Source organism: Paracoccus sp. Ld10, from assembly GCF_045064235.1.
Classification (GTDB): Bacteria; Pseudomonadota; Alphaproteobacteria; order Rhodobacterales; family Rhodobacteraceae; genus Paracoccus.
Map to the genome: position 1 here is coordinate 199,052 of NZ_JBISHD010000027.1, position 24,206 is coordinate 223,257.

Annotated in this window: 23 protein-coding genes, 1 tRNA gene and 1 pseudogene; 14 read left to right on the top strand and 11 right to left on the bottom strand. The window is 67.2% G+C overall.

Annotated elements, in window-relative coordinates:
- The first annotated feature begins 147 nt into the window (after positions 1 to 147).
- From rpmF to ACJJVR_RS09300, 3 genes are read left to right on the top strand one after another with little or no spacing between them, the layout of a single operon-like run.
- Positions 148 to 354, top strand: coding sequence for a 50S ribosomal protein L32 (gene rpmF / locus ACJJVR_RS09290; protein ID WP_042251337.1), 207 nt, complete (start codon positions 148 to 150; stop codon positions 352 to 354).
- A gap of 19 nt (positions 355 to 373) precedes the next feature.
- Entirely contained in the window at positions 374 to 1,480 is a 1,107-nt protein-coding gene (plsX, locus tag ACJJVR_RS09295; RefSeq protein WP_405403989.1) for a phosphate acyltransferase PlsX, read from the top strand.
- The gene (locus tag ACJJVR_RS09300; RefSeq protein ID WP_405403991.1) at positions 1,477 to 2,451 is read left to right on the top strand and encodes a beta-ketoacyl-ACP synthase III; all 975 of its coding nucleotides are present in this window, start codon (positions 1,477 to 1,479) and stop codon (positions 2,449 to 2,451) included. Before plsX ends, ACJJVR_RS09300 begins: the two co-directional genes overlap by 4 nt.
- Before the next feature lies 1 nt (position 2,452).
- Here ACJJVR_RS09300 and ACJJVR_RS09305 read toward each other — a convergent pair whose 3' ends face one another.
- Positions 2,453 to 2,728: a DksA/TraR family C4-type zinc finger protein gene (locus tag ACJJVR_RS09305; RefSeq protein ID WP_405404430.1), complete on the bottom strand. Its 276-nt coding sequence runs from the start codon at positions 2,726 to 2,728 to the stop codon at positions 2,453 to 2,455.
- 186 nt (positions 2,729 to 2,914) lie between these two features.
- Here ACJJVR_RS09305 and ihfA point away from each other — a divergent pair, with 186 nt between their 5' ends.
- The 4 genes from ihfA to ACJJVR_RS09325 all read left to right on the top strand — a co-directional run bounded on the left by ihfA (position 2,915) and on the right by ACJJVR_RS09325 (position 4,991).
- Complete coding sequence (ihfA, locus tag ACJJVR_RS09310) at positions 2,915 to 3,217, top strand: integration host factor subunit alpha (RefSeq protein WP_405403992.1); 303 nt, start codon at positions 2,915 to 2,917, stop codon at positions 3,215 to 3,217.
- Between the two features lie 15 nt (positions 3,218 to 3,232).
- Positions 3,233 to 3,691 (top strand): MerR family transcriptional regulator, encoded by a 459-nt coding sequence (locus ACJJVR_RS09315; protein WP_405403994.1) that lies wholly within the window; start codon positions 3,233 to 3,235, stop codon positions 3,689 to 3,691.
- 79 nt (positions 3,692 to 3,770) lie between these two features.
- Positions 3,771 to 3,848 (top strand) — tRNA-Pro (locus ACJJVR_RS09320).
- Between the two features lie 72 nt (positions 3,849 to 3,920).
- Positions 3,921 to 4,991, top strand: coding sequence for a 2'-deoxycytidine 5'-triphosphate deaminase (locus tag ACJJVR_RS09325; protein WP_405403995.1), 1,071 nt, complete (start codon positions 3,921 to 3,923; stop codon positions 4,989 to 4,991).
- On the opposite strand, the gene ACJJVR_RS09330 is transcribed toward ACJJVR_RS09325, so the two are convergent.
- From ACJJVR_RS09330 to argS, 7 genes are all read right to left on the bottom strand, one after another.
- Entirely contained in the window at positions 4,988 to 6,106 is a 1,119-nt protein-coding gene (locus ACJJVR_RS09330) for a class I SAM-dependent RNA methyltransferase (RefSeq protein WP_405403996.1), read from the bottom strand. The two genes, ACJJVR_RS09325 and ACJJVR_RS09330, sit on opposite strands and share 4 nt — an antisense overlap.
- 38 nt (positions 6,107 to 6,144) lie before the next feature.
- Positions 6,145 to 6,348, bottom strand: a complete 204-nt coding sequence (locus ACJJVR_RS09335) for a hypothetical protein (protein ID WP_405403998.1) — start codon at positions 6,346 to 6,348, stop codon at positions 6,145 to 6,147.
- 3 nt (positions 6,349 to 6,351) lie between these two features.
- Positions 6,352 to 6,990 (bottom strand): SMC-Scp complex subunit ScpB, encoded by a 639-nt coding sequence (gene scpB / locus ACJJVR_RS09340; protein WP_405403999.1) that lies wholly within the window; start codon positions 6,988 to 6,990, stop codon positions 6,352 to 6,354.
- Positions 6,974 to 7,780: a segregation and condensation protein A gene (locus ACJJVR_RS09345; protein WP_405404001.1), complete on the bottom strand. Its 807-nt coding sequence runs from the start codon at positions 7,778 to 7,780 to the stop codon at positions 6,974 to 6,976. Before ACJJVR_RS09345 ends, scpB begins: the two co-directional genes overlap by 17 nt.
- Positions 7,781 to 7,829: 49 nt before the next feature.
- Positions 7,830 to 8,822 carry a glycoside hydrolase family 3 N-terminal domain-containing protein gene (locus tag ACJJVR_RS09350; RefSeq protein WP_405404003.1) on the bottom strand — a complete coding sequence of 331 codons (993 nt, stop codon included), beginning with the start codon at positions 8,820 to 8,822 and terminating at the stop codon, positions 7,830 to 7,832.
- Complete coding sequence (locus ACJJVR_RS09355) at positions 8,812 to 9,951, bottom strand: SPOR domain-containing protein (protein ID WP_405404005.1); 1,140 nt, start codon at positions 9,949 to 9,951, stop codon at positions 8,812 to 8,814. The genes ACJJVR_RS09350 and ACJJVR_RS09355 overlap by 11 nt, the downstream gene beginning before the upstream one ends.
- Before the next feature lie 73 nt (positions 9,952 to 10,024).
- Positions 10,025 to 11,767 carry an arginine--tRNA ligase gene (gene argS, locus ACJJVR_RS09360; protein ID WP_405404433.1) on the bottom strand — a complete coding sequence of 581 codons (1,743 nt, stop codon included), beginning with the start codon at positions 11,765 to 11,767 and terminating at the stop codon, positions 10,025 to 10,027.
- Between the two features lie 270 nt (positions 11,768 to 12,037).
- Between argS and ACJJVR_RS09365 the strand changes: the two are divergent.
- Both ACJJVR_RS09365 and lnt read left to right on the top strand, forming a co-directional pair.
- Positions 12,038 to 13,564, top strand: a pseudogene (locus ACJJVR_RS09365) (DEAD/DEAH box helicase); the annotation flags it as partial.
- A 635-nt stretch (positions 13,565 to 14,199) separates the two neighbouring features.
- Positions 14,200 to 15,645 carry an apolipoprotein N-acyltransferase gene (gene lnt / locus ACJJVR_RS09370; RefSeq protein WP_405404435.1) on the top strand — a complete coding sequence of 482 codons (1,446 nt, stop codon included), beginning with the start codon at positions 14,200 to 14,202 and terminating at the stop codon, positions 15,643 to 15,645.
- A 7-nt stretch (positions 15,646 to 15,652) separates the two neighbouring features.
- Here lnt and ACJJVR_RS09375 read toward each other — a convergent pair whose 3' ends face one another.
- On the bottom strand, positions 15,653 to 16,282 hold the full coding sequence (locus tag ACJJVR_RS09375) for a DnaJ domain-containing protein (RefSeq protein ID WP_405404006.1): 630 nt from the start codon (positions 16,280 to 16,282) through the stop codon (positions 15,653 to 15,655).
- Positions 16,283 to 16,364: 82 nt separating this feature from the next.
- Between ACJJVR_RS09375 and ACJJVR_RS09380 the strand changes: the two genes are divergently transcribed.
- The 5 genes from ACJJVR_RS09380 (at position 16,365) to ACJJVR_RS09400 (ending at position 22,049) form a co-directional block, all read left to right on the top strand.
- Entirely contained in the window at positions 16,365 to 16,625 is a 261-nt protein-coding gene (locus ACJJVR_RS09380; RefSeq protein WP_405404008.1) for a BolA family protein, read from the top strand.
- 73 nt (positions 16,626 to 16,698) lie between these two features.
- A complete protein-coding gene (gene glpX, locus ACJJVR_RS09385) occupies positions 16,699 to 17,664 on the top strand; it encodes a class II fructose-bisphosphatase (protein WP_405404010.1) in 966 nt (321 codons plus the stop codon).
- 69 nt (positions 17,665 to 17,733) lie between these two features.
- Positions 17,734 to 19,485 (top strand): single-stranded-DNA-specific exonuclease RecJ, encoded by a 1,752-nt coding sequence (gene recJ / locus ACJJVR_RS09390; RefSeq protein WP_405404013.1) that lies wholly within the window; start codon positions 17,734 to 17,736, stop codon positions 19,483 to 19,485.
- A 69-nt stretch (positions 19,486 to 19,554) separates the two neighbouring features.
- On the top strand, positions 19,555 to 20,247 hold the full coding sequence (locus tag ACJJVR_RS09395; RefSeq protein ID WP_405404014.1) for a metal-dependent hydrolase: 693 nt from the start codon (positions 19,555 to 19,557) through the stop codon (positions 20,245 to 20,247).
- Complete coding sequence (locus tag ACJJVR_RS09400; protein WP_405404016.1) at positions 20,244 to 22,049, top strand: aminopeptidase P family protein; 1,806 nt, start codon at positions 20,244 to 20,246, stop codon at positions 22,047 to 22,049. Before ACJJVR_RS09395 ends, ACJJVR_RS09400 begins: the two co-directional genes overlap by 4 nt.
- A gap of 55 nt (positions 22,050 to 22,104) precedes the next feature.
- On the opposite strand, the gene ACJJVR_RS09405 is transcribed toward ACJJVR_RS09400, so the two are convergent.
- Complete coding sequence (locus tag ACJJVR_RS09405; protein WP_405404017.1) at positions 22,105 to 22,770, bottom strand: SDR family NAD(P)-dependent oxidoreductase; 666 nt, start codon at positions 22,768 to 22,770, stop codon at positions 22,105 to 22,107.
- An 88-nt stretch (positions 22,771 to 22,858) separates the two neighbouring features.
- Complete coding sequence (locus ACJJVR_RS09410) at positions 22,859 to 24,148, bottom strand: citrate synthase (protein ID WP_405404019.1); 1,290 nt, start codon at positions 24,146 to 24,148, stop codon at positions 22,859 to 22,861.
- Positions 24,149 to 24,206: the final 58 nt, after the last annotated feature.

The following is a 24,206-nucleotide window of genomic DNA, read 5'->3' on the forward strand; positions in this document are numbered from 1 at the left end:
GGGCGATGTGCGGTGCGTTTGCGACCGTCCCTTGGCCTTCGGGGCTTGCGGGCGCGGTCGTCATGGCGTATCTGCGCGGTTCATTTACGAATTCAAATCTGGTGTGATTGCGTTCTGGCGCCGCACCCTGACAACCGAGGTGGTGACATGGCTGTCCCTCAGAATCGCGTAACCCGGTCCAAGCGCAACATGCGCCGTGCGCATGATGCGCTGGTCGCGGGCAACCCGAACGAATGCTCCAACTGCGGCGAGCTGAAGCGCCCGCATCACGTCTGCCCGTCCTGCGGCCACTACGCGGACCGCGAAGTGATCGCAAAGGCGAACGAGATCGACCTGGACGACGACGCGGCCTGATTCCGGCGCGTCCGTCCTGATGTCCGTCCCCTCCGCGAGCACACCGACACCGCGCGTCCCCGGCACCGGGGGCAGCGTGGTGATATCGGTTGACGCCATGGGTGGCGACCGCGGCCCCGCCGTTGTCGTCGCCGGCATGGCCGAAAGCGCCGAAAAGAACCCCGAGATCCGCTTTATCGTCCATGGCGATGAGGCGGAGCTTGCGGGTTTGATCGCGCGTCGCAAGGTGCTGGCTGGTCGTTGTGACATCCGCCACGCCGCCGGCGTGGTGACGATGCATGACAAGCCTAGCCAGGTCCTGCGCAAAGGCGAGGGCACGTCGATGTGGTCCACGCTGGAATCGGTCAAGGCCGGAGAGGCGCAGGTCGCCGTGTCCTGTGGCAACACCGGTGCGCTGATGGCGCTGTCGATGCTGCGCCTGCGCAAGCTGCCGGGCGTGAACCGTCCGGCCATCGCGTGCCTGTGGCCATCGCGCAATCCCCAGGGGTTCAACATCATGCTGGACGTGGGTGCGGACATCCGCGCCGATGCGCATGATCTGTTGCAATATGCCCTGATGGGCGCATCCTATGCACGCAACGGTTTGGGTCTGCCCATGCCGCGCGTCGGTCTGCTGAACGTCGGGACCGAAGAACACAAGGGCCGCGCCGAGCTGAAGCAAGCGCACGAGATGATCGAACAGGCCGCGCCGGACACATATACCTATGTCGGCTTTGTCGAAGGCGGCGATCTGCCGTCAGACCGCGTGGATGTGATCGTCACCGATGGATTTACCGGTAATGTCGCCTTGAAGACCGGCGAAGGCACGGCCAAGCTGGTCGGAGATTTCCTCAAGGACGCCTTCTCCAATTCAATCATGTCCAAATTTGCGGCCGTTCTGGCCATGACATCGCTGAAGCGCCTGCAGAAACGCATTGATCCCCGTCGGGTGAATGGCGGCATCTTTCTGGGCCTGAACGGCACGGTGGTGAAATCACACGGATCGGCCGATGCGACCGGGGTGTCTGCGGCGATCAAGCTGGCCTTTACCCTCGCCAAATCGGGCTTTCAGGATCGTCTGGCAGCGCGCGTGGCCCAAGGTGTCGCGGCATCCGCCAGCGCCACCGATACAGGAGCATCGTCGTGACGCGTCGTTCGGTCATCTGCGGCACCGGGCATTACCTGCCCGAACGCATCGTCGAAAACAGCTGGTTCGAGGACAAGCTGGACACCACCGACGAATGGATCCGGTCCCGCACCGGGATCGAGCGTCGCCATTTCGCAGCCGAAGGCCAGACCACCAGCGACCTGGCCATCCGCGCAGCCAAGGCTGCGCTGGATCGCGCGGGCATGACCGCCGCGGACATCGATGGCATCGTGCTGGCGACCTCGACCCCCGATTTCACCTTTCCGGCCGTCGCGACCATGGTCCAGGCCGGCCTGGGCATGAAACGTGGTTTTGCCTATGACGTTCAGGCCGTCTGCGCCGGTTTTGTCTTTGCGCTGGCCAATGCCGACGCGATGATTCGCGCGGGTCAGGCCGACCGGATCCTGGTCATCGGGGCCGAAACCTTTTCGCGCATCATGGACTGGACCGACCGCGGCACATGCGTGCTGTTCGGCGATGGTGCCGGCGCGGTCGTCCTGCAGGCGCAGGAGGGCGACGGCACCAGTGACGACCGCGGCATTCTGGCAAGCGACCTGAACAGCGACGGGACCTATCGCGAACTGCTGTATGTCGATGGCGGCGTATCCTCGACCGGCACGGCCGGTCAACTGCGCATGCAGGGCAATCTGGTCTTTCGCCATGCCGTCGAAAAACTGGCCAAGACGGCGCACACGGCGTTGGACCGTGCCGGGCTGACGCCTGCCGACGTGGATTGGCTGGTGCCGCATCAGGCGAACATGCGGATCATCACCGCCACGGCGCAAAAGATGCAGCTGCCGTTGGAAAAGGTCGTCCTGACCGTGGCCGATCACGGCAACACCTCTGCCGCGTCGATTCCACTGGCCCTGTCGGTGGCCGATGGTCAGGGACGGTTCGAACCGGGCCAGGTTCTGGTAACCGAGGCAATCGGGGGTGGACTCAGCTGGGGCGCCGTCGTCCTGCGCTGGTAGGCTATTTCAACAATGCATCCTTGCTGGCACGACGATTCACGCCTCCCGCGGGACGTCGTGCGCGGTCCTGCCCCGACTGACACACGATGCACAGCTGCACACCGGGCTGTGCTGCCCGACGCGCCTCGGGGATTGGTTCGTCGCATTCCGCGCAATGGCGGGCGCTTTCTAAAGTTTGAGAACGCGTCGCCGCCGCGCGTGCGCGGGCGATCGCCTCTGCTGTGCTGACCTCGATCTGGTCATTCACCGCGCCGTCGCGCGCCCACCCGCCTGCCATCATGTCCTCCATCAGCGTTGTTTGGTTCCCTTCACGTGGGACGAACCGCGTCGAAATCAACAGCCCTATCGACTTGCACTATCTGCACGCACCCGACAAGTATCGGACAGGGAACGATTTCCCTGCGGCCCTCGTTGACAGCGATGGGAATTCAAACCATCCTTCCTACATTCAAGAGGACCAATCATGGGCGACAAGACCTTGACCCGGATGGACTTGGCCGAGGCGGTTTTCCGCGACGTCGGCCTGTCCAGGCACGAATCGGCACAATTGGTCGAAAGCGTGCTGGATCACATTTCCGATGCGCTGGTGCAGGGGGAGCAGGTCAAGATCTCATCCTTTGGCACATTTTCAGTGCGCGACAAGAACGAGCGTATCGGCCGCAACCCCAAGACGGGCGAAGAAGTGCCGATCACGCCACGACGCGTCCTGTCCTTTCGGCCCTCGCACCTGATGAAGGATCGCGTGGCGGTCGGAAACAAGCCATAGGGCCGGTTCAGCCAGATGGCAAAAAGTGCAGAGGCATTCCGATCGATCGGAGAGGTGGCGGCGGTAATCGGCGTCGCCCCGCATGTCCTGCGCTATTGGGAAACCCAGTTTTCGGCGCTCAAACCGATGAAGCGGCCTGATGGACGACGGTATTATCGTCCGGCCGATGTTGAGATGGCGGCAGGTATTTGTGCATTGCTTCGCGACGACGGCCTGACGATTCGCGGTGCGATCAGGCAAATTGCTGCGGATCGGGGTCAGTCGGTACGCCGCCGCGGGGTTCAACAACTGACCGTCGAACCTGCCCCGGCCCCGATGGCACCGGAACCGGTACCCCCGCAACCCACCGTCTGGCTGGTACGTCTTCGTTCGATGACGCACCACCTACAGCGAATTTCGCCGTCCGATCGCCACTGGCACCACACCAAACCCGCCGTGTTGAGACTGGCGCAGGCCATGTTGAGCCTGTCCTGAACCCGGCATGCGATTTGTCAAAGTTTTCCACGCCCAGGCCCTTGTGCTGGCCTGCCGGATCGCTTTATAGCATGCGCGTCGGGCCGTGGCGCAGCCTGGTTAGCGCGTCCGTCTGGGGGGCGGAAGGCCGAGAGTTCGAATCTCTCCGGCCCGACCATTCCGAAAACGCCCATCCTTTATCAAGGATGGGCGTTTCCCTTTTCCCCCACCCGCATCAGGGGTCTCCGACATGAATGGCGTTCTGCCCGACAGCGATATCCGCGACCTGATCGACCGGGGCGTCATCCGTTCCGATGCCCCCGTGACCCCCGAACAGATCCAACCTGCCAGCCTGGACCTGCGGCTTGGCACCACCGCCTATCGCCTGCGCGCCAGCTTTCTGGCTGGGCGCGGACGTCGCATCGCGGACCGGCTGGCCGATTTCCAGATGCACCAGATGGACCTGTCCCATGGAGCCGTTCTGGAACGCGGCTGCGTCTACCTGATCCCCCTGCAGGAACGAATTGCCCTGCCCGCAGGCATGTCCGCGGTCGCCAATGCCAAATCTTCGACCGGACGGCTGGACCTGCTGACCCGGCTGGTCACCGATGACGGAACCGAGTTCGACCGCCTGCCCGAAGGCTATGACGGACCGCTCTATGCCGAAATCTGCCCGCGCAGCTTTTCGGTGCTGGTGCGGCCGGGCATGCGCCTGAACCAGCTGCGCCTGCGCCACGGACAGGCTGTCCTGTCGGATGCCGACCTGACCGCGCTGCATGCGGAACAGCCGCTGGTGGGCGGTGCGCCGGTGCTGATCGACCACGGTTTGGGTTTTTCGGTCGATCTTCGTCCTGCCGACGGCGATCTGGTCGGCTATCGCGCCCGCCCGCACAGCGGGGTGATCGATCTGGACCGCATCGGCGCCTATCCCGTGGCCGAATTCTGGGACGAACTGCGCACGACCGAGGGCCGTCTGATTCTGGACCCCGGCGCGTTCTATATTCTGGTCAGCCGCGAATCGGTGGCGATCCCCGCGGATTACGCCGCCGAGATGGCCCCCTATCTGGCGATGGTCGGCGAATTCCGCGTCCACTACGCGGGCTTTTTTGATCCGGGCTTTGGCATCGGGGATGAAGGCCATGGCGCGCGCGGCGTCCTGGAGGTGCGCTGTCACGAGGCGCCCTTCGTGCTGGAGCACGGCCAGACCGTGGGCCGGCTGGTCTATGAACGCATGGCCGCGCGACCGCAGCGCCTGTACGGTGAAGGGATCAGGTCGAACTATCAGGGTCAGGGCCTGAAGCTGGCCAAACAGTTCCGCTAAAGCGGCCCGGTCTGCCACAGGCGGACCTTCAGCCCGCCATGCGCGACGATCGGTCCGGGCGCCTTCCACGGCAGGGCGGTGGCCTTGGCCAGCCCGGCCTCGGACGTGACGATGCCGATGCGCCAGCCCTGGAATCGCTCGCGGAACACCGCGCCCATTTGGCCATGCAGGCCGAACAGCGGGCCCTTGTTGCCAATCCGGGTACCATAGGGCGGGTTGACGATCACGATGCCCGGAGGGCCGTCGGGGCGTTGCAGGTCGGTCACCTGCCCCGCCTGAAACCGCGTCACATCGGTTACCCCTGCGCGGGCGGCATTGGCCTCGCTCATGCGGATCGCGCCGGGATCGCGGTCAAAGCCCAGGAACCGCACACCCGGATCGCGCGAAGCGGGGATGGCGTTCAGCGCGGCGAATGCGGCCGCGTCGTAATTGGCGAACCGCTGGAACGCGAACCCCCGGCTGCGGCCGGGCAACATGCCAAGCGCGATTTCCGCAGCCTCCAGCACGAAGGTCCCCGATCCGCACATCGGGTCCAGCACCGGCTGGCTGCCGTCAAAACCCATCTCGGCCAGAAACATCGCGGCCATGGTCTCGCGCATCGGCGCCTTGGCCACGGCCTCCTTGTGGCCGCGCTTGTGCAGCGATTCGCCGGTCGTATCCAGGCTGAAGGTCACCAGGTCATCTTCGATCCGCGCCTTGACGGTGATCGACGGACCGCGATCCTCGGGCGTGGCCAAGGGCGCACCCAGTTCCTCGATGATCGCGCGTTCGATGCGCTGCGTGGCGGCACCCGCATGATAGATCTTGGACGCCCGACAAATGCTCTCGACCCGCACCGGCAGGTCACGAGGCAGCAGGTCGCCCCACGGAAACTTGCGCGCGCGCTTGTCCAACTGTGCCAGATGCATGGCCCGGAACCCGCCGATGCGAGCCAGCACGCGGGTAGCGCCGCGCAGCAGCAGATTCGCCCGCCAGACATCGGACCAGCCGCCCTGAATCGTGACGCCGCCGGGTTGGATCACGCCGGTCCAGCCAAGGGCCTTGGCCTCCGCCGCAAGCGGTGCCTCAAGGCCAGGGGTGGCGACCAGAAATATCTCGAAAGGGGTGTTGTCCATTACGCAGCCCTAGCGCGGGTCGCGGTGAAAGGACAGCCTCAGCGGCCCGTCAACCGCGACAGCGTCCGCATCTTGCGCGCCAGGTCCTGCATCTGCGCATCGTTGCGCCGCGTGCCGGGCACGGGTTTGCCCAGTGCCCCCTTGCCGCGCGACAGTGTCCCCAGACCCTTGTTGATCCCCCAGTTCATCGCGCGGCGCGCGACGAGACGGGTGAACATGCTGATCAGCTGATTGGCATTCATCGCTCATTCATCCTCGAACAGGGTGTCTGGATCGATATCGGGGTCCGCCCCCCCGCCGACAAGGGGCAGCCCTAGACCATCGGCAGGCGGGCGCGATTCCAGCAGGCCCGCCGCGCGCAGTTCCGCCAAACCCGGCAGGTCGCGCGCCGATTCCAGCCCGAAATGATCCAGGAACGTCTCGGTCACGATATAGGTCGCCGGGCGGCCCGGCGTCATGCGGCGGCGGCCCACCCGCACCCACTCCATCTCGATCAACTGATCCAGCGTGCCGCGGCTGAGGGCGACGCCGCGCACCTCCTCGATCTCGGTCCGGGTGACGGGCTGATGATAGGCGATGATCGCCAGCGTCTCTATCGCGGCGCGGGACAGGCGGCGGGTGTCGACCGTCTCGGTCTGCATCAAAAAGGACAGGTCGGGGGCCGTCCGGAACGCGTGCCCCTCGCCGATGCGTTCCAGCACCACGCCCCGCCCCTGATAGGTCGCGCGCAACAGCGTCAGCGCCTCGGCCGGGTCGCATCCCTGCGGCATCCGCGCGGCCAGATCGCGCAGGGTCATCGGTTGCGTGGCGGCGAACAGGATCGCCTCGACCATGCGGGCCTGTTCGTCCAGCGCGGGGGGGGAGTGATCAGCTGTGGTCGTCATGGGGCTTTTGCCGATAATGGATGGGCGCAAATGTCTCGGCCTGCCGTATCTCCAGCCGCCCCTGGCGTGCAAGCTCCAGCGAGGCCGCAAAGGTCGCGGCGGTCGCACTGCGGCGACGTTTCGGGTCATTCGACCAGCCATCGGGCAGGAACACCGACAGGTCGGTCCACTGGCCGGTGAACCCGATCATCCGCCGCAGGCGGTCCAGCGCCTGTTCCATGGTAAAGATGTCGTGCCGATCAAACGCATAGGGACGGAATTCGTCGCGCGTCTTCAGCCGGGCATAGGCGCGCATCAGGTCGATCAACCCCGCCTGCCATTCGGTGCGCCGGCTGCGGGCCACGGTTTCGGGGGCACCGCGGGCAAAGCGCGACAGGCCCAGACGGTCGCGCGCCATCAGCTGTGCCGCGGCCTGCCGCATCGCGGCCAGACGCTCCAGCTGAAAGGCCAGATGGGCGGCCATATCCTCGGCCGAGGGGCCTTCGGCCTCGGGGTCCGGCGGCAGCAGCAGGCGCGATTTCAGAAAGGCCAACCAGGCGGCCATGACCAGGTAATCGGCCGCCAGTTCGATCCGCAAGGCGCGGGCCTCCTCGACAAAGACGAGGTACTGTTCGGCCAGATCCAGCACCCGAATCTTGAGCAGGTCCACCTTTTGCGTGCGTGCCAGCGTCAGCAACAGGTCCAGCGGGCCTTCATAGCCATCGACATCGACGATCAGCGCCTCGTCGGCGCGGCGCTGTGCGACATCCGGGTCGGCGACGGGCCGAAGATAGGGAACCTGTCTGGCCACAAAGCCTCCTTGGCATAGGCGCGAAGGGTCATGCCCGTCCGCCTGCCTGTCAAGCGCTCAGCACGCGCCACTGATTGGTCAGGGCGGCGATATCGACCGGTTCTGGCGGCGCGCGGCGGGCCAGCGCGGCATCTGCGCGGCGCATGGCGTCATGCGTCATCGGGCCCGCGGCCTGCACCACCGGCGCCATCTGCGCGATCGTGCCGTTGCAGTGCAGGACCAGATCGCAGCCCGCCGCGATGGACGCGGTCGCGCGTTCGGCCTGGGTCCCCGACAGGGCGTTCATGGTGATGTCGTCCGTCATCAGCAGCCCGTCGAACCCGATCCGGTCACGGATCAGACCGATCATCCGGCGCGATGCCGTCGCGGGCCCATCATCCAGCGCCGGAAACCGGATATGCGCAGTCATGCCCATCGGCAGATCGTTCAACGCCCGGAACGGCGCGAAATCGATGGCGTCCAGGTCGGCCTCGGACGCGTCCACCACGGGCAGGCCGTGATGGCTGTCGACCTGTGCGCGGCCATGGCCCGGCATGTGTTTCAGCACGGGCAGCACGCCCGCCGCCAACAACCCCTCGGCCGCCGCGCGACCCAGTTCGGCGACGCGGTCCGGGTCAGTGCCCAGACAGCGGTTGCGCAAAAAGGGATGCGTCGCGTCCTGCGCCACGTCCAGCGTCGGCGCACAGTTCGAATCGATGCCGACCGCGCGCAATTCCTGGCCGATCAGGTGATAGTACAGCCACATCGCCCGTGGCCCTGCCTGCGCCTGGTCCAGTGGCGCGGGCCAGTCGGTCCAATGCGGTGCGCGCAGGCGCTGCACGCGCCCACCCTCCTGATCGATGGTAATGACACAATCGCGGCCCACGGCCTCGCGCAGCTGCGCGGTCAGGCGGAGCAGCTGTTCAGGCGCATCCACGTTGCGCCCGAACAGGATGAAACCCCATGGATCGGCCTCGCGAAAGAACGCGGCCTCGTCCGGCGTCAGGGACAGGCCACCGACGCCGCCCAGAATGGTCGCGTTGTGCACGGCCTCAGCCGCCAAGCGCCAGGCAGTCGGTCCCCGACGATTGCAGCGCCGAACAGAACTGTCGCGCCTCGGACAGCGAGCCAAAGCCCGCGACCCGCAGCCGCCAGAAGGTGCGGCCGTTCGACTGGTGTTCCTGAATGACCGGCGACTTGCCGGAGAACAGGCCGCCGTTGCGCCCGGCCAGCCGTTGCCATTCGCCGTTGGCGATGGAATTGCTGTCGAACGCGCCGACCTGTACGACGGGACCGCTGGCGCTGCTCGCCGCGACCGGGGTCGGCGCGGGGGGCGCTGCGGGCCGTTCTGTGGGGGCGGGCGCTTCGGCCACGGCCGATTGGGCGGGCGCTGCAGCCGGGGCCGCAGCGACGCGGGTCACGCGGGGGCGCGGCGCGGGACGGACCGATGCGATGACCACGGCGGGGTTCGCCTCGGCCTGAGCCTGGGCCAAGGCCTCGGCGATGGCTGCGGATTGGGCGGGTACACCGTTTTCATCGGTGACGACCTCGGTCACCGGACCCTCGCTGGCGGGGGCGTCGATGATCGCGGCCTGGTTCACGGCCAGATCGGCAAACGCACGTTCTGCGGCCGCAGCGGCCTGCGCCTCGGCAAGCGCGCGCGCCTCGCTGTCGGACAGCGGCACGATGGGTTCACCGGCAAATGTCAGCGGTGTCTCGGACGGGTTCGAGGGCTCGCGCGCCGTCGCACCCAGTTCGCCCATCGCCACGTCATCAGCGGACAGATCCACCGGTGCCGGTGCAATCGCCACCTGATCCGTCGGCGACAGAACCTGTCCCCCGGCGACCGAATTCACGGCCAGGCCGGTATGGTTGGTCAATTGTCCGCCCGGCTCCTCGGCGGTGGTGCGGGCCTCGCCCTGAACCGCGCGAATGACGGGCACGCCCGACACGTCGCGCGACACCAGCTGCCAGCCCCAGGCCATCAGCCCCACCATCAGCGCGACCGATGCGACCGCGCCCATGTAATGGGTCACCCGCGCCAGCCGCGCGGGCAGGCCATCGGCCTGCGTCGGGTGGGGTGCCTGACCGGCAGCCGCTGCGGGCTGTCCGTTCTGATCGTAAGAGAATTCGCGCTTCACCTTGTGACGCGAGAAAACGTAGCCGCCTTCGCGGAAGTCCATCACTGCCATGTTCGCCTGCCCGCCGGTTGTCCCGGATTAACTTTTGCCTGCTCTCAGCCTTCCCCGGCAGCGACGCATTCAGTCAGCGCATTTCTTCCGCCGGAGTGACGCCAAGAATAGCGAGACCAGATGAAATAACAACGCCAACCGCCCGGACCAGCGCAATTTTTCCTTGGCTTGTGACCGCGTCGCCATCCTGGATGAACCGCAGCGACGTGTCGTCATTGCCGCGATTCCACAGCGAATGCAGGTCGGACGCCAGTTCATACAGAAAGAACGCGACCCGATGGGGCTCGTGCGCGCGGGCCGCGTTTTCCACCAGACGGGGCCATTCGGCGACCTTGCGGGCCAGTTCCAGCTCGGCCGGGTGGGCCAGCACGGACAGATCGGCATCGGCCAGGGTCGAATCGTCGACCGCGATCCCGGCCTCGGCCGCCCGGCGCAGAACGGAATGCACGCGGGCGCTGGCGTATTGGACATACCAGACCGGGTTGTCCTTGGACTGTTCCAGCACGCGGGCAAAGTCGAAATCCAGCGCCGCGTCGTTCTTGCGCGTCAGCATGATGAAGCGGGTGACGTCGGCCCCCGCCTCCTCGACCACGTCGCGCAGGGTGACAAAGGTGCCTGCGCGCTTGGACATCTTGAACGGCTCGCCGTTCTTGTACAGCTTGACCAACTGGATCAGCTTGACGTCCAGCGGCACGCGGCCATTGGACAGCGCCTTGACCGCGGCGTTCATCCGCTTGACATAACCGCCGTGATCGGCGCCGAAAACGTCGATCAGCTGGTCGAAACCGCGGTCGATCTTGTCCCAGTGATAGGCGATGTCGGGCGCGAAATAGGTCCAGGCCCCGTCCGATTTCTGGATCGGACGGTCCACGTCGTCGCCATGCGCGCTTGACCGGAACAACAGCTGCTCGCGCGCCTCCCAGTCCTCGGGCAGCTTGCCCTTGGGGGGCTCCAGCACGCCGCGATAGATCAGGCCCTGCGCGTCCAGACGCGCAATCGCGTCCTCGATCCGGCCCGTGCCGTACAGGGCCTTTTCGCTGGAATAGACGTCCATCTGCACGCCCAGAATCGCCAGGTCGCCGCGGATCTGTTCCATCATCGCCTGCGTGGCGAATTCGCGGATCTCCTGCAGCCATTCGTCTTCGGGACGCTCCAGCAGGCTGTTGCCGTATTTCGCCTTCAGCGCCTCTCCGACGGGGATCAGATAATCGCCGGGATACAGCCCCTCGCGGATCTCGGGCTCCAGCCCGTTGGCCTCGCGGTAGCGTTCATAGGCGGACCGCGCCAGCACGTCGACCTGCGCGCCGCCGTCGTTGATATAGTATTCGCGCGTGACGTCATGGCCGGAAAACGCCAGCAGCCGTGCCAGCGCATCGCCAAAGACCGCGCCGCGCACATGGCCCACATGCATCGGGCCGGTGGGGTTGGCGCTGACGAATTCGACGTTGACCTTGGCATTGGCACCCAGGTCCGACCGGCCGAATTCCGGGCCCGTCTGCAGGGCCGAACGGATCACGCCCTGCCAGACGACCGGCGACAGGCGCAGGTTCAGGAACCCCGGGCCCGCGACCTCGACCGCGCTGATGCGGGCATCGGTCAGGCGCGCGGCAAGGCGGTCGGCGATCTCGCGGGGCTTCATCCCGGCGGGCTTGGCCAGCACCATCGCGGCATTGGTGGCCATGTCGCCATGCGCCGGATCGCGGGGCGGTTCGACCGTGACATTGGCGGTATCCAGGCCTGCGGGCAGCTCTCCTGCGGCGGCCATCTGGTCCAGCGCCTCGACGACGACGCCGCGCAAATCGGTGAAAAGGTTCATCATGGGCTTCCTGATTGACCATCGGGGGTTACCCTTTCGGACGGGGAGAGGTCAACCGAAAGCCCCGCCCCGCCGCCCCACGGACGGGACAACACACGCAAAAGATTGACGCGGCAGCGCCTTTGGTCTACGCGATGCGGGCCTGCATCCGGCAGGCATCAAGGCGGGGCGTCCGTGATTGCGTCCCAACTTAGCCGCCACTGCGCCAGACGGGCGCGCGGCTTGGAACGCATCGCGCCAGAACGGGCGCGGCTTAATGGAAAGCCCCGAATGACCAAGTTCTCTGATCTGAAGCTGGACCCCAAAGTACTGCAGGCCGTGCTGGAAGCCGGCTACGAGACGCCGACGCCCATCCAGCAGGGGGCGATCCCGCCCGCCCTGGAAGGCCGCGACGTTCTGGGGATCGCGCAGACCGGAACCGGCAAGACCGCCAGCTTTACCCTGCCGATGATCACGCTGCTGGGTCGCGGACGCGCCCGCGCGCGCATGCCGCGCAGCCTGGTGTTGTGCCCGACCCGCGAACTGGCCGCCCAGGTGGCCGAGAATTTCGACACCTATGCCAAGCATACCCGCCTGACCAAGGCGCTGCTGATCGGCGGCGTCAGCTTTGGCGAACAGGACAAGCTGATCGACCGTGGCGTGGACGTGCTGATCGCGACGCCGGGTCGCCTGCTGGACCATGTCGAACGCGGCAAGCTGCTGCTGACCGGCGTGCAGATCATGGTCGTGGACGAGGCCGACCGCATGCTGGACATGGGTTTCATCCCCGATATCGAGCGCATCTTCCAGCTGACGCCGTTCACGCGCCAGACGCTGTTCTTCAGCGCCACGATGGCGCCGGAAATCGAACGCATCACCAACACTTTCCTGCATTCGCCCGAGCGGGTCGAGGTCGCGCGCCAGGCATCCGCCAGCGAAACGATCACGCAGCGCCTGATCCAGCTGACGCCCGCGCGCCGCGACACGGCCTCCAAGCAGAAACGCGATCTGCTGCGTGCCCTGGTCGATGCCGAGGGCGAGGGCCTGACCAACGCCATCGTCTTTTGCAACCGCAAAAGCGAAGTGGATATCCTGGCAAAGTCGCTGACCAAGTATGGCTATGACGCGGCCCCGATCCATGGCGACCTGGACCAGAGCCAGCGGACCCGCACCCTGGAATCGTTCCGCGACGGCAAGCTGCGCCTGCTGATCGCGTCCGACGTCGCGGCACGCGGGCTGGACATTCCGGCCGTCAGCCACGTCTTCAACTATGACCTGCCCAGCCATGCCGAAGATTACGTCCACCGCATCGGCCGCACCGGTCGTGCCGGGCGGTTGGGAACATCCATCAGCATCGCCATGCCGTCCGATGACAAGTATCTTGCCGCGATCGAACAACTGCTCAAGACCTCGCTGCCGCGTGTCGATGCACCCGCGGGCTTTGCGACCGGCGACGCGCCAGCGCGCGACGAGCGCAAGGCCGACGACAGCCCCGCCGAGGACCGCAAGGGCGGATCGCGCGAACGCACCCGCCGTCGTCGCCGCGACGAGCCCCGCCCCGAGGCGGAAACCGCAGCGCCTCCCGCACCCGTCGCGACCACAGCCGAACCGGAGGCCCGCATGGAGCCCAAACCGCAGCCCGAACCCCGCCCTGAACCCGAAGCGCGCGCTGAGCAGCCGCGCCGCGAAGAGCCGCGCAAGGACGATCGTCGCGGCGACCGCCGCGATGGCCGTCGCGGTCGCGATCAGGACAACCGCGGATCGCAGGTGATGGGCATGGGCGATCATGTCCCGCAGTTCATGCTGGTCGAATTGCGCAGCATCGGCCTGTCGGACGACGCCCCTGCCGATGCGACAGCCGAGGACGCCCCTGCCGCCGATCCTGCCCCCAAGCCCGCGCGCCGGTCGCGTGGCCGTGGTCGCGGCAAGGCACAGGCCGAAGCGACCGTGGACGCACGCGCCGACGCTCAACCCGCGGACGCCCAGCCTGCCGTCGTGCAGGAGGCCCAGCCCGTGGCCGACGCTTCGGTCGAGGCGGCCGAACCCGCAGCGGAACCCAAGCCCAAGCGTACCCGTGGTCGCAAGAAGGCGGAGGTGGCCGACACGCCCCCCGCTGCCGAGCAGGCCGAGGAAACCGCGCCCAAGCCCAAGCGGACCCGCAGCCGCAAGCCCGCCGCTGATGCGACCGAGGCCCCTGCCGACGCGGTAGCCGACGCACCCAAGCCCACCCGTCGCCGCAAGGCCGCGACGGCCGATGCGCCTGTTGCCGACGCCCCGTCCGCCGAAACCCCGGCTGACGCGCCGGAAAAGCCCAAGCGCACCCGCCGCAAAAAGGTCGATGCCGACGCGCCGCAGCCCAAGGACGCTGACGCCGAGGCCTGATGCGCCGCACGCTTCGCCCGCTATCTCGACTGCGCAGGGGCCGACCGCCCCTGCGCAGTCTTTTGCCCGATATGGCCCTTGGGCTGATCGCTGCCCTGGGCCTTGCGCCCTTTGGCATCTGGGCCGCGACGCCACTGGCGATGGCCGCCCTGATCTGGCGCCTGTCCCCCCTGCCCGCCGCCGCCGTGTTCTGGCACGTCCTGGCCGCGGGTTTTGGCTGGTTCGCGCTGTCGCTGTCCTGGATCACCGAACCCTTTCTGGTCGACATCGCCCGCCACGGCTGGATGGCTCCCTTCGCGCTGATCCTGATGGCGCTTGGGGGCGCGCTGTTCTGGGCGGTGCCTGCCTGCGCCGCCGCGCGCATGGCCCGCGGTTCGCGCCCACAGGCAGCGGCCATCGCCGCTGCACTGATCCTGTCGGACTGGCTGCGCGGCTGGATCTTTACCGGCTTTCCTTGGGCGCAGATCGGTCACGCGTGGATCGACACGCCGGTGGCCCAGATTGCGGCCTGGACCGGGGCCCTGGGCCTTGGCACGCTGACGATGATGCTGGCGGTCCTGCCCGTGCTGCTGCGGGGGCGCCCGGTCACGGCTGCGGCGCTGGCGATGGTGGTGTTGGCGGCCCCATGGATCGCCGGCGCGGCGCGGCTGGCCGCCCCGATGCCCGCCAACCGCCCCGTGACCCTGCGGATCGTCCAGCCGGACGCGGCGCAGCACCTGAAATGGGACCCCGAATGGTCCACCGTCTTTTTCCAACGCCTGCTGGACCTGTCCGCCGAACCCGGTCCCCGCGATCTGGTGATCTGGCCGGAAACGGCGGTGAACTTTCTGCTGGAAGATGCCGACGCAGTCCTGCCGATGATGTCGCAGGCCGCCGGCGCGCCCCTGATCATGGGCATCCAGCGGCGCGAGGGCAGCCGCTTTTTCAATAGCTTGGCGACGGTCGCACCGGGCGGTCAGGTCACGCAGGTCTATGACAAGTTCCACCTGGTGCCGTTCGGCGAATACGTCCCTTGGGGCGATGCGCTGGCCCGGGTGGGCATCGGCGCCTTTGCCGCGCGGCAGGGCAACGGCTATTCCGCAGGGCCGGGCCCGCAGATCATGTCAGCCCCCGGCGTCCCCGATTTCCAGCCGCTGATCTGCTATGAGGCGATCTTTCCCCAGCATCTGCGCAATCTGGACCAGCGCCCCGGCTGGCTGTTGCAGGCGACGAACGACGCATGGTTCGGGGCGCTGTCGGGACCGTATCAGCATCTGGATCAGGCCCGCCTGCGCGCAATTGAAACGGGGCTGCCGCTGGTCCGTGCCGCGAATACCGGGGTCAGTGCGGTGATCGACGCACGCGGACGCATTCTGGCCAGCCTGCCCCTGAACCAGCCGGGCAAGATTGACGCAGCCCTGCCGGGCGCGTTGCCCGCAACGCCGTGGCTGGCGACCGGGAACATCCCGGTCGTGGCTTTGCTGATGCTGGTTATGGCCGTGGCCCTGTGGCCGCGCCGCCGGGGGCGCGCGGCCTGACGCAGTCCTAGTCGCGGATAAAGCGGCTGTCCTTGATCTGATCCCAGGCCCAGACCACTTCGGACAGGCGATCCTCGTCGGACCGGTCGCCGCCGTTCATGTCGGGATGCAGGTCCTTGACCAGCGACTTGTACTGCTTGCGGATCTCGGGGCGGGTCCAGTGGTCCTTGGCTTCCAGAATGTCCAGCGCGCGGCGTTCGGTCGGGGGCAGCTTGCGTGCGCTGGACTGCGCGCGCGATTCGGGCGCGGTCCCGTTGGCCCCCAGGATCTCCAGCGGGTCACTGACGCCATGGCGCGCCCACTTGTCCTCGGCGGCCGCCTTGCCGAACGGTTTGGTCGGACGTTCCCAGACCGTGGCATTGTCGATGAACTGCTGGAACTCTTCCTCGGACTGGCCCTGAAAGTAGTTCCAGTTGGCGTTGTATTCGCGGACATGCTCTTTGCAGAACCAGAAATAGTCGTCCAGATTGCGCGGGTTCTTAGGCGCGCGGTACTGGCCGGGTTCGTCACAGCCTTCGCGTTCGCAGATGCGGGTCGAGGTCTCGAACGCCCCCGACATGCCGCGCCGTCCTTTGGTCTTGCGCTTCTTGTCCTTGGCGGCGGAAATGTCGAAACCGAACGGGTCGTTCTTGCTCATCCTAGGGCACCTTTGCGACTCAAGCCGGGCATTTTAGGCTATCTGACGGGACATGAAACCCCTTGACGGAAAGGATACGCGGATGATTGCGGACCAGATGACCGAACGGCTGGCAACCTTGCAGCCGACCACCCTGCAGGTGCTGGACGAAAGCGAGGATCATCGCGGCCATTCAGGCTTTCGCGATGGGGGAGAAAGCCATTTCCGCATCCGCATGGTCAGCCCCGCATTCGCCGGATTGACCCGGATTCAGCAGCATCGGCTGGTCCACGCGACCTTGGGCGACATCATGCCGCGGATCCACGCGCTGGCGCTGGAACTGTCGGAAAGCCCGGACCGTTAGCGCCGTCAGGCTTGCCGCCCCCGACGCTGCCGCCTAGAAAGCCCCCAACATGCAGAAAAAAGGGATGAGGCAAATGACCGCGCCTAAGGATTTCAACGACAGGATGCTGTCCCTGGGCCTTGCCCGCGTCAGCGAGGCTGCGGCCCACGCCTCGGCCCGGCTGATCGGGCGTGGCGACGAAAAGGCGGCCGATCAGGCCGCGGTCAATGCGATGCGCGATCAGCTGAACATGCTGGACATCAAGGGCGTCGTCGTCATCGGCGAGGGAGAGCGTGACGAGGCCCCGATGCTGTTCATCGGCGAAGAGGTCGGCACCGGTGACGGACCCGAGGTCGATATCGCCCTGGACCCGCTGGAAGGCACCACGCTGACCGCCAAGGACATGCCGAACGCGCTGACCGTCATCGCGATGGCGCCGCGCGGCACGCTGCTGCACGCGCCCGACGTCTATATGGACAAGCTGGCCGTCGGCCCGGGCTATCTCAAGGACGTCGTCAGCCTGGACATGACCCCGGCCGAGCGCGTCCGCGCCCTGGCCCGTGCACGCGGCTGCGAGGACGGCGACATCACCGTCTGCATCCTGGAGCGTCCGCGCCACGAGGAGATGATCGCAGAGGTCCGCCAGACCGGCGCCGCGATCCGCCTGATCACCGACGGCGACGTGGCCGGCGTGATCCACTGTGCCGAGGCAGAGCTGACCGGCATCGACATGTACATGGGGTCCGGCGGCGCGCCCGAGGGCGTCCTGGCCGCGGCGGCGCTGAAATGCATGGGCGGGCAGATGTGGGGCCGGCTGATGTTCCGCAACGACGATGAACGCGGACGCGCGCGCAAGGCAGGAATCACCGACCTGGACCGCATCTATACCCGCGACGATCTGGTCACCGACGACGTGATCTTTGCCGCGACGGGCGTCACCGACGGGTCGATCGTCGCCGGCGTCAAGCGTGAGCCGGGATACCTGACGACCGAAACCATCCTGATGCGGTCCAAGACCGGATCGGTGCGGCGGATGACCTATCGCAACCCGGTCAAGTGAGGTAGGGGGGCTGCGGCCCCCCTGTCCCGTCCCGGGACGACCCCGGGGGTATTTGGACGAAGAAGAAGCATGACGGCATTTCTGGGCATCGACAGCTCGTTGACCGGGCGGCGGTGGATCGGACCGCCCGCGGATCTGGAGCGGCTGGCCGAAGGGCTGGCCCAGCAGGCCGCCCTGCCCCTGCCCGTGGCGCGCGTGCTGGCCGAACGGGGCGTGCCGCCCGAGGAGGCGGCCGCGTTCCTGCTGCCCAAGCTGCGCGACCTGCTGCCCGACCCGCTGACCCTGCGCGACATGGGCGTTGCTGCCGACCGACTGGTCGATGCGGCCGCCAAGGGCCAGCGCATCGCGATTTTCGCCGATTATGACGTGGATGGCGGGTCGTCCGCGGCCCTGCTGATCGACTGGCTGCACCAGCAGGGGCGACAGGCCACGCTGTACATTCCCGACCGCATCGACGAGGGCTATGGCCCCAACGTTCCCGCCATGACCGCGCTGGCGGCCGCGCATGACCTGATCGTCTGCGTCGATTGCGGAACGCTGTCGCATGACGCGCTGGCCGCCGCGGCGGGCTGCGACGTGATCGTGTTGGACCACCACCTGGGCGGAGAGACCCTGCCCCCCGCGCTGGCCGTCGTGAACCCCAACCGCATGGACGAAGATGGCACATTGGGTCATCTGTGCGCCGCGGGCGTGGTGTTCCTGACGCTGGTCCAGGCGGGGCGGGTTTTGCGCGAACGCGGGCTGCCCCAGCCGGACCTGATGGCAATGCTGGACCTGGTCGCGCTGGCGACCGTGGCCGATGTCGCGCCGCTGATCGGCGTCAACCGCGCCTTTGTCCGGCAGGGTCTGGCGGTCATGGCAAGGCGGCAACGGCCGGGGCTGGTGGCGCTGTCCGACATCGCGCGGCTGGACGGGGCGCCAAGCGCGTTCCACCTGGGCTTTCTGCTGGGGCCGCGCATCAATGCGGGCGGGCGCGTGGGGCGGGCCGATCTGGGCGCGCTGTGCCTGTCCTGCCGCGACGCGTCGCAGGCCGATCAGCTGGCCCGCCAGCTGGACGCACTGAACACCGATCGCCGCGCGATCGAGGCCGCCGTCCGCGAGGAAGCCCTGGCCCAAGTCGAGGCGCGGGGCGATGCGCGCCTGTCCTGGGCCGCAGGCGCCGGCTGGCATCCCGGCGTCGTCGGCATCGTCGCCGCCCGCGTCAAGGAGGCGACAGACCTGCCGTCCGTGGTGATCGGCGTCGATCACGGCATCGGCAAGGGCAGCGCCCGGTCGGTCCCCGGCGTCGATCTGGGCCGCGCGATCCAGCGGCTGGCGCATGAGGGCCTGCTGCTGAAAGGCGGCGGGCACACCATGGCCGCCGGCCTGACCGTCGAGGAGGCGATGATCCCCGCCGCCATGGACCGACTGGCCTGTCTGATCGCCCGCGATCTGGCGGGACGCAGCGGGTCGGGCGACCTGCGCATCTCCGGCCTGCTGGAGCCGTCGGGCGCCACCGCCCCCATGTACCGCATGCTGGAGGATGCCGGCCCCTTTGGCCAGGCCGCCCCCGCGCCGCGGTTCGCCTTTGCCGACCAGCTGATCGACAGCGCCGCGACCATGGGCGACCGCCATCTGCGCCTGCAGTTCCGCAGCCCCGGCAGCCCACCCATGGAGGCCGTGGCCTGGGGTGCGATGGACGGCCCGCTTGGTCCCGGCCTGATCGGCGCCAAGGGTCGCCGTTTTCACCTGGCCGGCAAGCTGGAGCTGTCGACCTGGGGCGGACGCGAACGCCTGCGCCTGCGGCTGGACGATGCGGCGCCCGTGACCGGCAACCTTTGACCCCGGCGGGGGTTCTGGTCACGACCCGACGCGGCCGCTAACCTGCCGCGACAGCGCGAAGGAGACCCCATGAAACTGACCTGGCTTGGCCATTCCGGCTTTCGTCTGCAGATCGAACAGGCCGTGATCCTGATCGACCCCTGGTTCAGCGGAAACCCCGTCTTTCCCGACGACCGGCGTGACGAGGCGATCCGGGGTGCCACGCATATCCTGATCACCCACGGCCATGGCGACCACACCGGCGACACGCTGGCCTTGGCCAAGGAGCTGAAGATCCCTGTCGTGGGCATCTATGATCTGATCGGCCATTGGGAAAAGACCGACAAGATCGAGGGCATCGGTTTCAACAAGGGCGGCACGGTCGATCTGGGCGGCGCGCAGGTGACGATGGTCAACGCAACGCATTCCAGCTCAATCAGCGGACCGGACGGCCCGGTCTATGCCGGCCACGAATCGGGCTACATGATCGCGGGCGACGAGCACGTGGTCTATGTCTCGGGCGACACCGACATCATGGCGGACATGGAGTGGATGGGCGATCTGCACAAGCCCGACATCGGCATCCTGTGCGCGGGCGGGCATTTCACCATGGACATGTCCCGGGCGGCCTATGCCGCGAAACGCTATTTCGATTTCCGGACGGTGATCCCCTGCCACTATGGAACATTTCCCCTGCTGGAGCAGTCCGCGCAGGTGCTGATCGACGCCCTGCCCGGCGTCGACGTGATCGAACCGCAGGTCATGGAGGTGATCGCGCTATGAGCTTTCAGACCTTCGACGACCCGGCAGGCGGCGGCGACCATGCCGCACGTCTGGTCGCCCTGCGTCAGCTGATGGCCCGACAGGGGCTGGACGCGGTGATCGTGCCGCGCGCCGACGTGCATCAGGGCGAATACGTGGCCGATGCCGATGCGCGGCTGGCATGGCTGACCGGGTTCACCGGCAGCGCGGGCTTTGCCATCGTGACCGCCGATCAGGCTGGCGTGTTCATCGACGGCCGCTATCGCGTGCAGGTGCGCGGCCAGATCGATCTGACATATTTCACCCCGGTTCCCTGGCCCGAAACCCGCCCCTCCGCATGGCTGGCCGATGCCCTGCCACAGGGCGGGCGGGTCGGATTTGACCCTTGGCTGCACACCCGCAAGGAAATCGCCGGGATGGAAGGTGCGCTGACCGACACCGGCATCGCCCTGATCGCGCTGGATCGCAATCCGGTCGACGCGGTCTGGCCCGACCGCCCGGCCGCGCCGGTGGGCCCCGCCCGCGTCCATCCCGACGACATCGCCGGAGAGACCGCGGCGCAGAAACGCGCCCGTCTGGCCATCGACCTCAAGGCACAGGGTCAGGCGGCGGCGCTGCTGACGCTGCCTGATTCGATATCCTGGCTGCTGAACATCCGCGGCAGCGACCTGCCCAAGAACCCGGTGGTCCAATCCTTCGCGGTCCTGTCCGACAGCGGAGATCTGGCGCTGTTCGCGAACCCGGCAAAATTCGACGCCGATCTGCGGGCGCATCTGGGCAATCATGTCCACATCCTCCCGCATGACGCACTGGCCGCGGCGCTGACCGACCTCGAAGGCCCCGTCCGCCTTGACCCCGGCTCGGCCCCCGAGGCCGCGTTCCGCATCCTCGAGGCGGCGGGCACCGCGGTCGTGACCGGCCCCGACCCCGCCGTCCTGCCCAAGGCCCGCAAGAACGCGGCAGAGCTTGCCGGCATGCGCGCAGCCCATCACCGCGACGGGGTGGCCATGGTGCGCCTGCTGGCATGGTTGGACCGCCAGGACCCCGCCGCCCTGTCCGAAATCGACGTGGTCCGCCACCTGGAGGGGCTGCGCCGCGACCAAGGCATCCTGGACATCAGCTTCGACACGATCATGGGCGCAGGGCCGAACGGTGCCATCGTCCATTACCGCGTGACACAGGCGACCAACCGGCAACTGGCCGCAGGCGATCTGCTGCTGATCGATTCCGGTGGTCAATACGCCGACGGCACGACCGACATCACCCGCACCGTGGCCCTTGGCGATGCGCGCCCGGATGCCGTGGCACCCTTCACCGCGGTGCTGCGCGGCATGATCGCCCTGTCGCGGGCGCGCTTTCCGACGGGCGTGACGGGGGGCCATCTGGACGCGCTGGCCCGTCAGTTCCTGTGGGCGCAGGGTCTGGATTACGACCACGGCACTGGTCACGGCGTGGGCGCGGCACTCTGCGTGCACGAAGGCCCCGCCCGCATCAGCCGCGTCAGCGATGTCGCGCTGGAACCCGGCATGATCCTGTCGAACGAACCGGGCTATTACCGCGAAGGCAGCTTCGGCATCCGGATCGAGAACCTGATCGTCGTGACACAGGCCGACGCCGAACCGGGACGCGCGATGCTGGGCTTTGACACGCTGACGCTGTGCCCGATCGACCGGCGGCTGATCGACCGCGCCGCGCTGTCCGCCGACGATGTCGCATGGCTGGACGCCTATCACGTCCAGGTCCGGGCCAGCCTGTCGCCCGACCTGCAGGGCCCCGATCTGGACTGGCTGATGACGGCGACCGAACCGCTCGGTCAGGCGTGACGCCCGGGGGGTGCGGGGGGCGGGCAGCCCCCCGCCCTGCCGCGGGACGCAATCCCTACAACAGCGACAGGATGCGCGCCGCCTCGTCCTTGCAGGGCACCAGCGCGGACCGGTCCTCGCCCGGATAGAATCGCGCGCGGACAGCCGTTGGCATGGGCGCGGGCGAATCGATCAGGACGCGGGGGCCGGTCTGCACCGTCTCGGCCTGCCAACTGCGCGCCAGTGCGATCTGGGCCGCCTTGGTCGCGCCATAGGCGCCAAAGAACTTCTGCCCGCCACGCGCATCGTCAAAGAACATCGCCGTGCCCCCGCGCTGACGCAACAGCGGCTCCAGCATCGCGATCAGGCCGCGCGTGACCTCGACATTGACCAGCATCGACTTGGTCCAGTCGCGCCCTTCGATATGGGGGGCCGGGGACATGGGCGCCGCGTGGACCGCGCAATGCGCCCACAGGTCCAGCCCGCCCCACCGACCCGCGATGGCCTGTGCCATCTGCTTCATCGCCTCGGGCTCGGTGACGTCCATCGGCGCCAGCGTCGCCTGGCCACCCGCCGCGCGGATGCGGTCATCCAGCTCCTCCAGTGCGCCCACGGTCCGGGCGACCGCCAGCACATGATAACCCCGCGCCGCCAGCCCCTCGGCCAGCGCCGCCCCCAGGCCCCGAGAGGCCCCCGTCACCAGCGCCAGCCGGGCCGCGCCTGTCTGTTCGATCTCGCTCATGTTCGATCCCTTGCCACCCTGAGCCCCCCCGCGCAACCACGAAAAAGGGGCCCCCGAAGGGACCCCGATGCCTGACCCGGCAGGACGCTCAGCGCGACTTCAGGTCCACGTAATCGCGACGGTCGCTGCCGATATACAGCTGGCGCGGACGGCCGATCTTGTTCTGCGGATCGCCGATCATCTCTTTCCACTGGGCGATCCAGCCGACCGTGCGCGACAGCGCAAAGATCGGCGTGAACATGGCCGTGGGAAAGCCCATCGCCTCCAGGATGATGCCCGAATAGAAATCGACGTTGGGATACAGCTTCTTCTCGATGAAGTACTCGTCCTCCAGCGCGATCTTCTCCAGCTCCTTGGCGACCTGCAGCGTCGGGTTGTCGCCCACGCCCAGCAGGTCCAGAACCTCGTCGGCCGATTCCTTCATCACCGTCGCCCGCGGGTCGAAGTTCTTGTAGACCCGGTGGCCAAAGCCCATCAGCTTGAACGGATCGGACTTGTCCTTGGCGCGGGCGATGAACTCCGGAATGCGATCCACGGTCCCGATCTCGCGCAGCATCTCCAGGCATGCCTGGTTCGCACCGCCATGGGCAGGACCCCACAGGCAGGCGATGCCCGCCGCGATGCAGGCGAACGGGTTCGCACCCGACGACCCCGCCAGACGCACGGTCGAGGTCGATGCGTTCTGCTCATGGTCGGCATGCAGGGTAAAGATGCGGTCCATCGCGCGCGCCAGCGCCGGGTTGACCTCGTATTTCTCGGCCGGGACCGAAAAACACATGTTCAGGAAATTCGACGCGTAATCCAGGTCGTTGCTTGGATAGACGAAAGGCTGGCCGATCGAGTACTTGTACGCCATCGCCGCAATGGTCGGCAGCTTGGCGATCAGGCGGATCGCCGCGACCTCGCGCTGCCATTCGTCGTTCACATCGGTCGAATCGTGATAGAATGCCGACATGGCACCCACCACCCCGACCATCGTCGCCATCGGGTGCGCATCGCGGCGGAAACCGCGAAAGAAATTGTGCATCTGTTCATGCACCATCGTGTGGCGCGTCACGCGGGCACGGAAATCCTCCATCTGCGTGGGCGAGGGCAGCTCGCCGTACAGCAGCAGATAGCAGACCTCCAGATAGCTGGACTTGGCGGCCAGCTGCTCGATCGGATAGCCGCGATACCACAGCTCTCCCTTGTCGCCGTCGATGAAGGTGATCGTCGAATCGCAGCTGGCGGTCGAGGTGAAACCGGGGTCATAGGTGAACACGTCCGCCTGGCCATACAGCTTGCGGATGTCCAGAACGTCCGGCCCCTTGGTGGGCGACAGCAGGGGCAGGTCGTAATCCTGTCCGTTCAGGTGCAGTTTAGCGGTCTTGTCGGCCATGCAAGGCGTCCTTCCGGCTAAGGCCGGGCGGTCCGTCGTGTAAACCCGTCAGACAGCC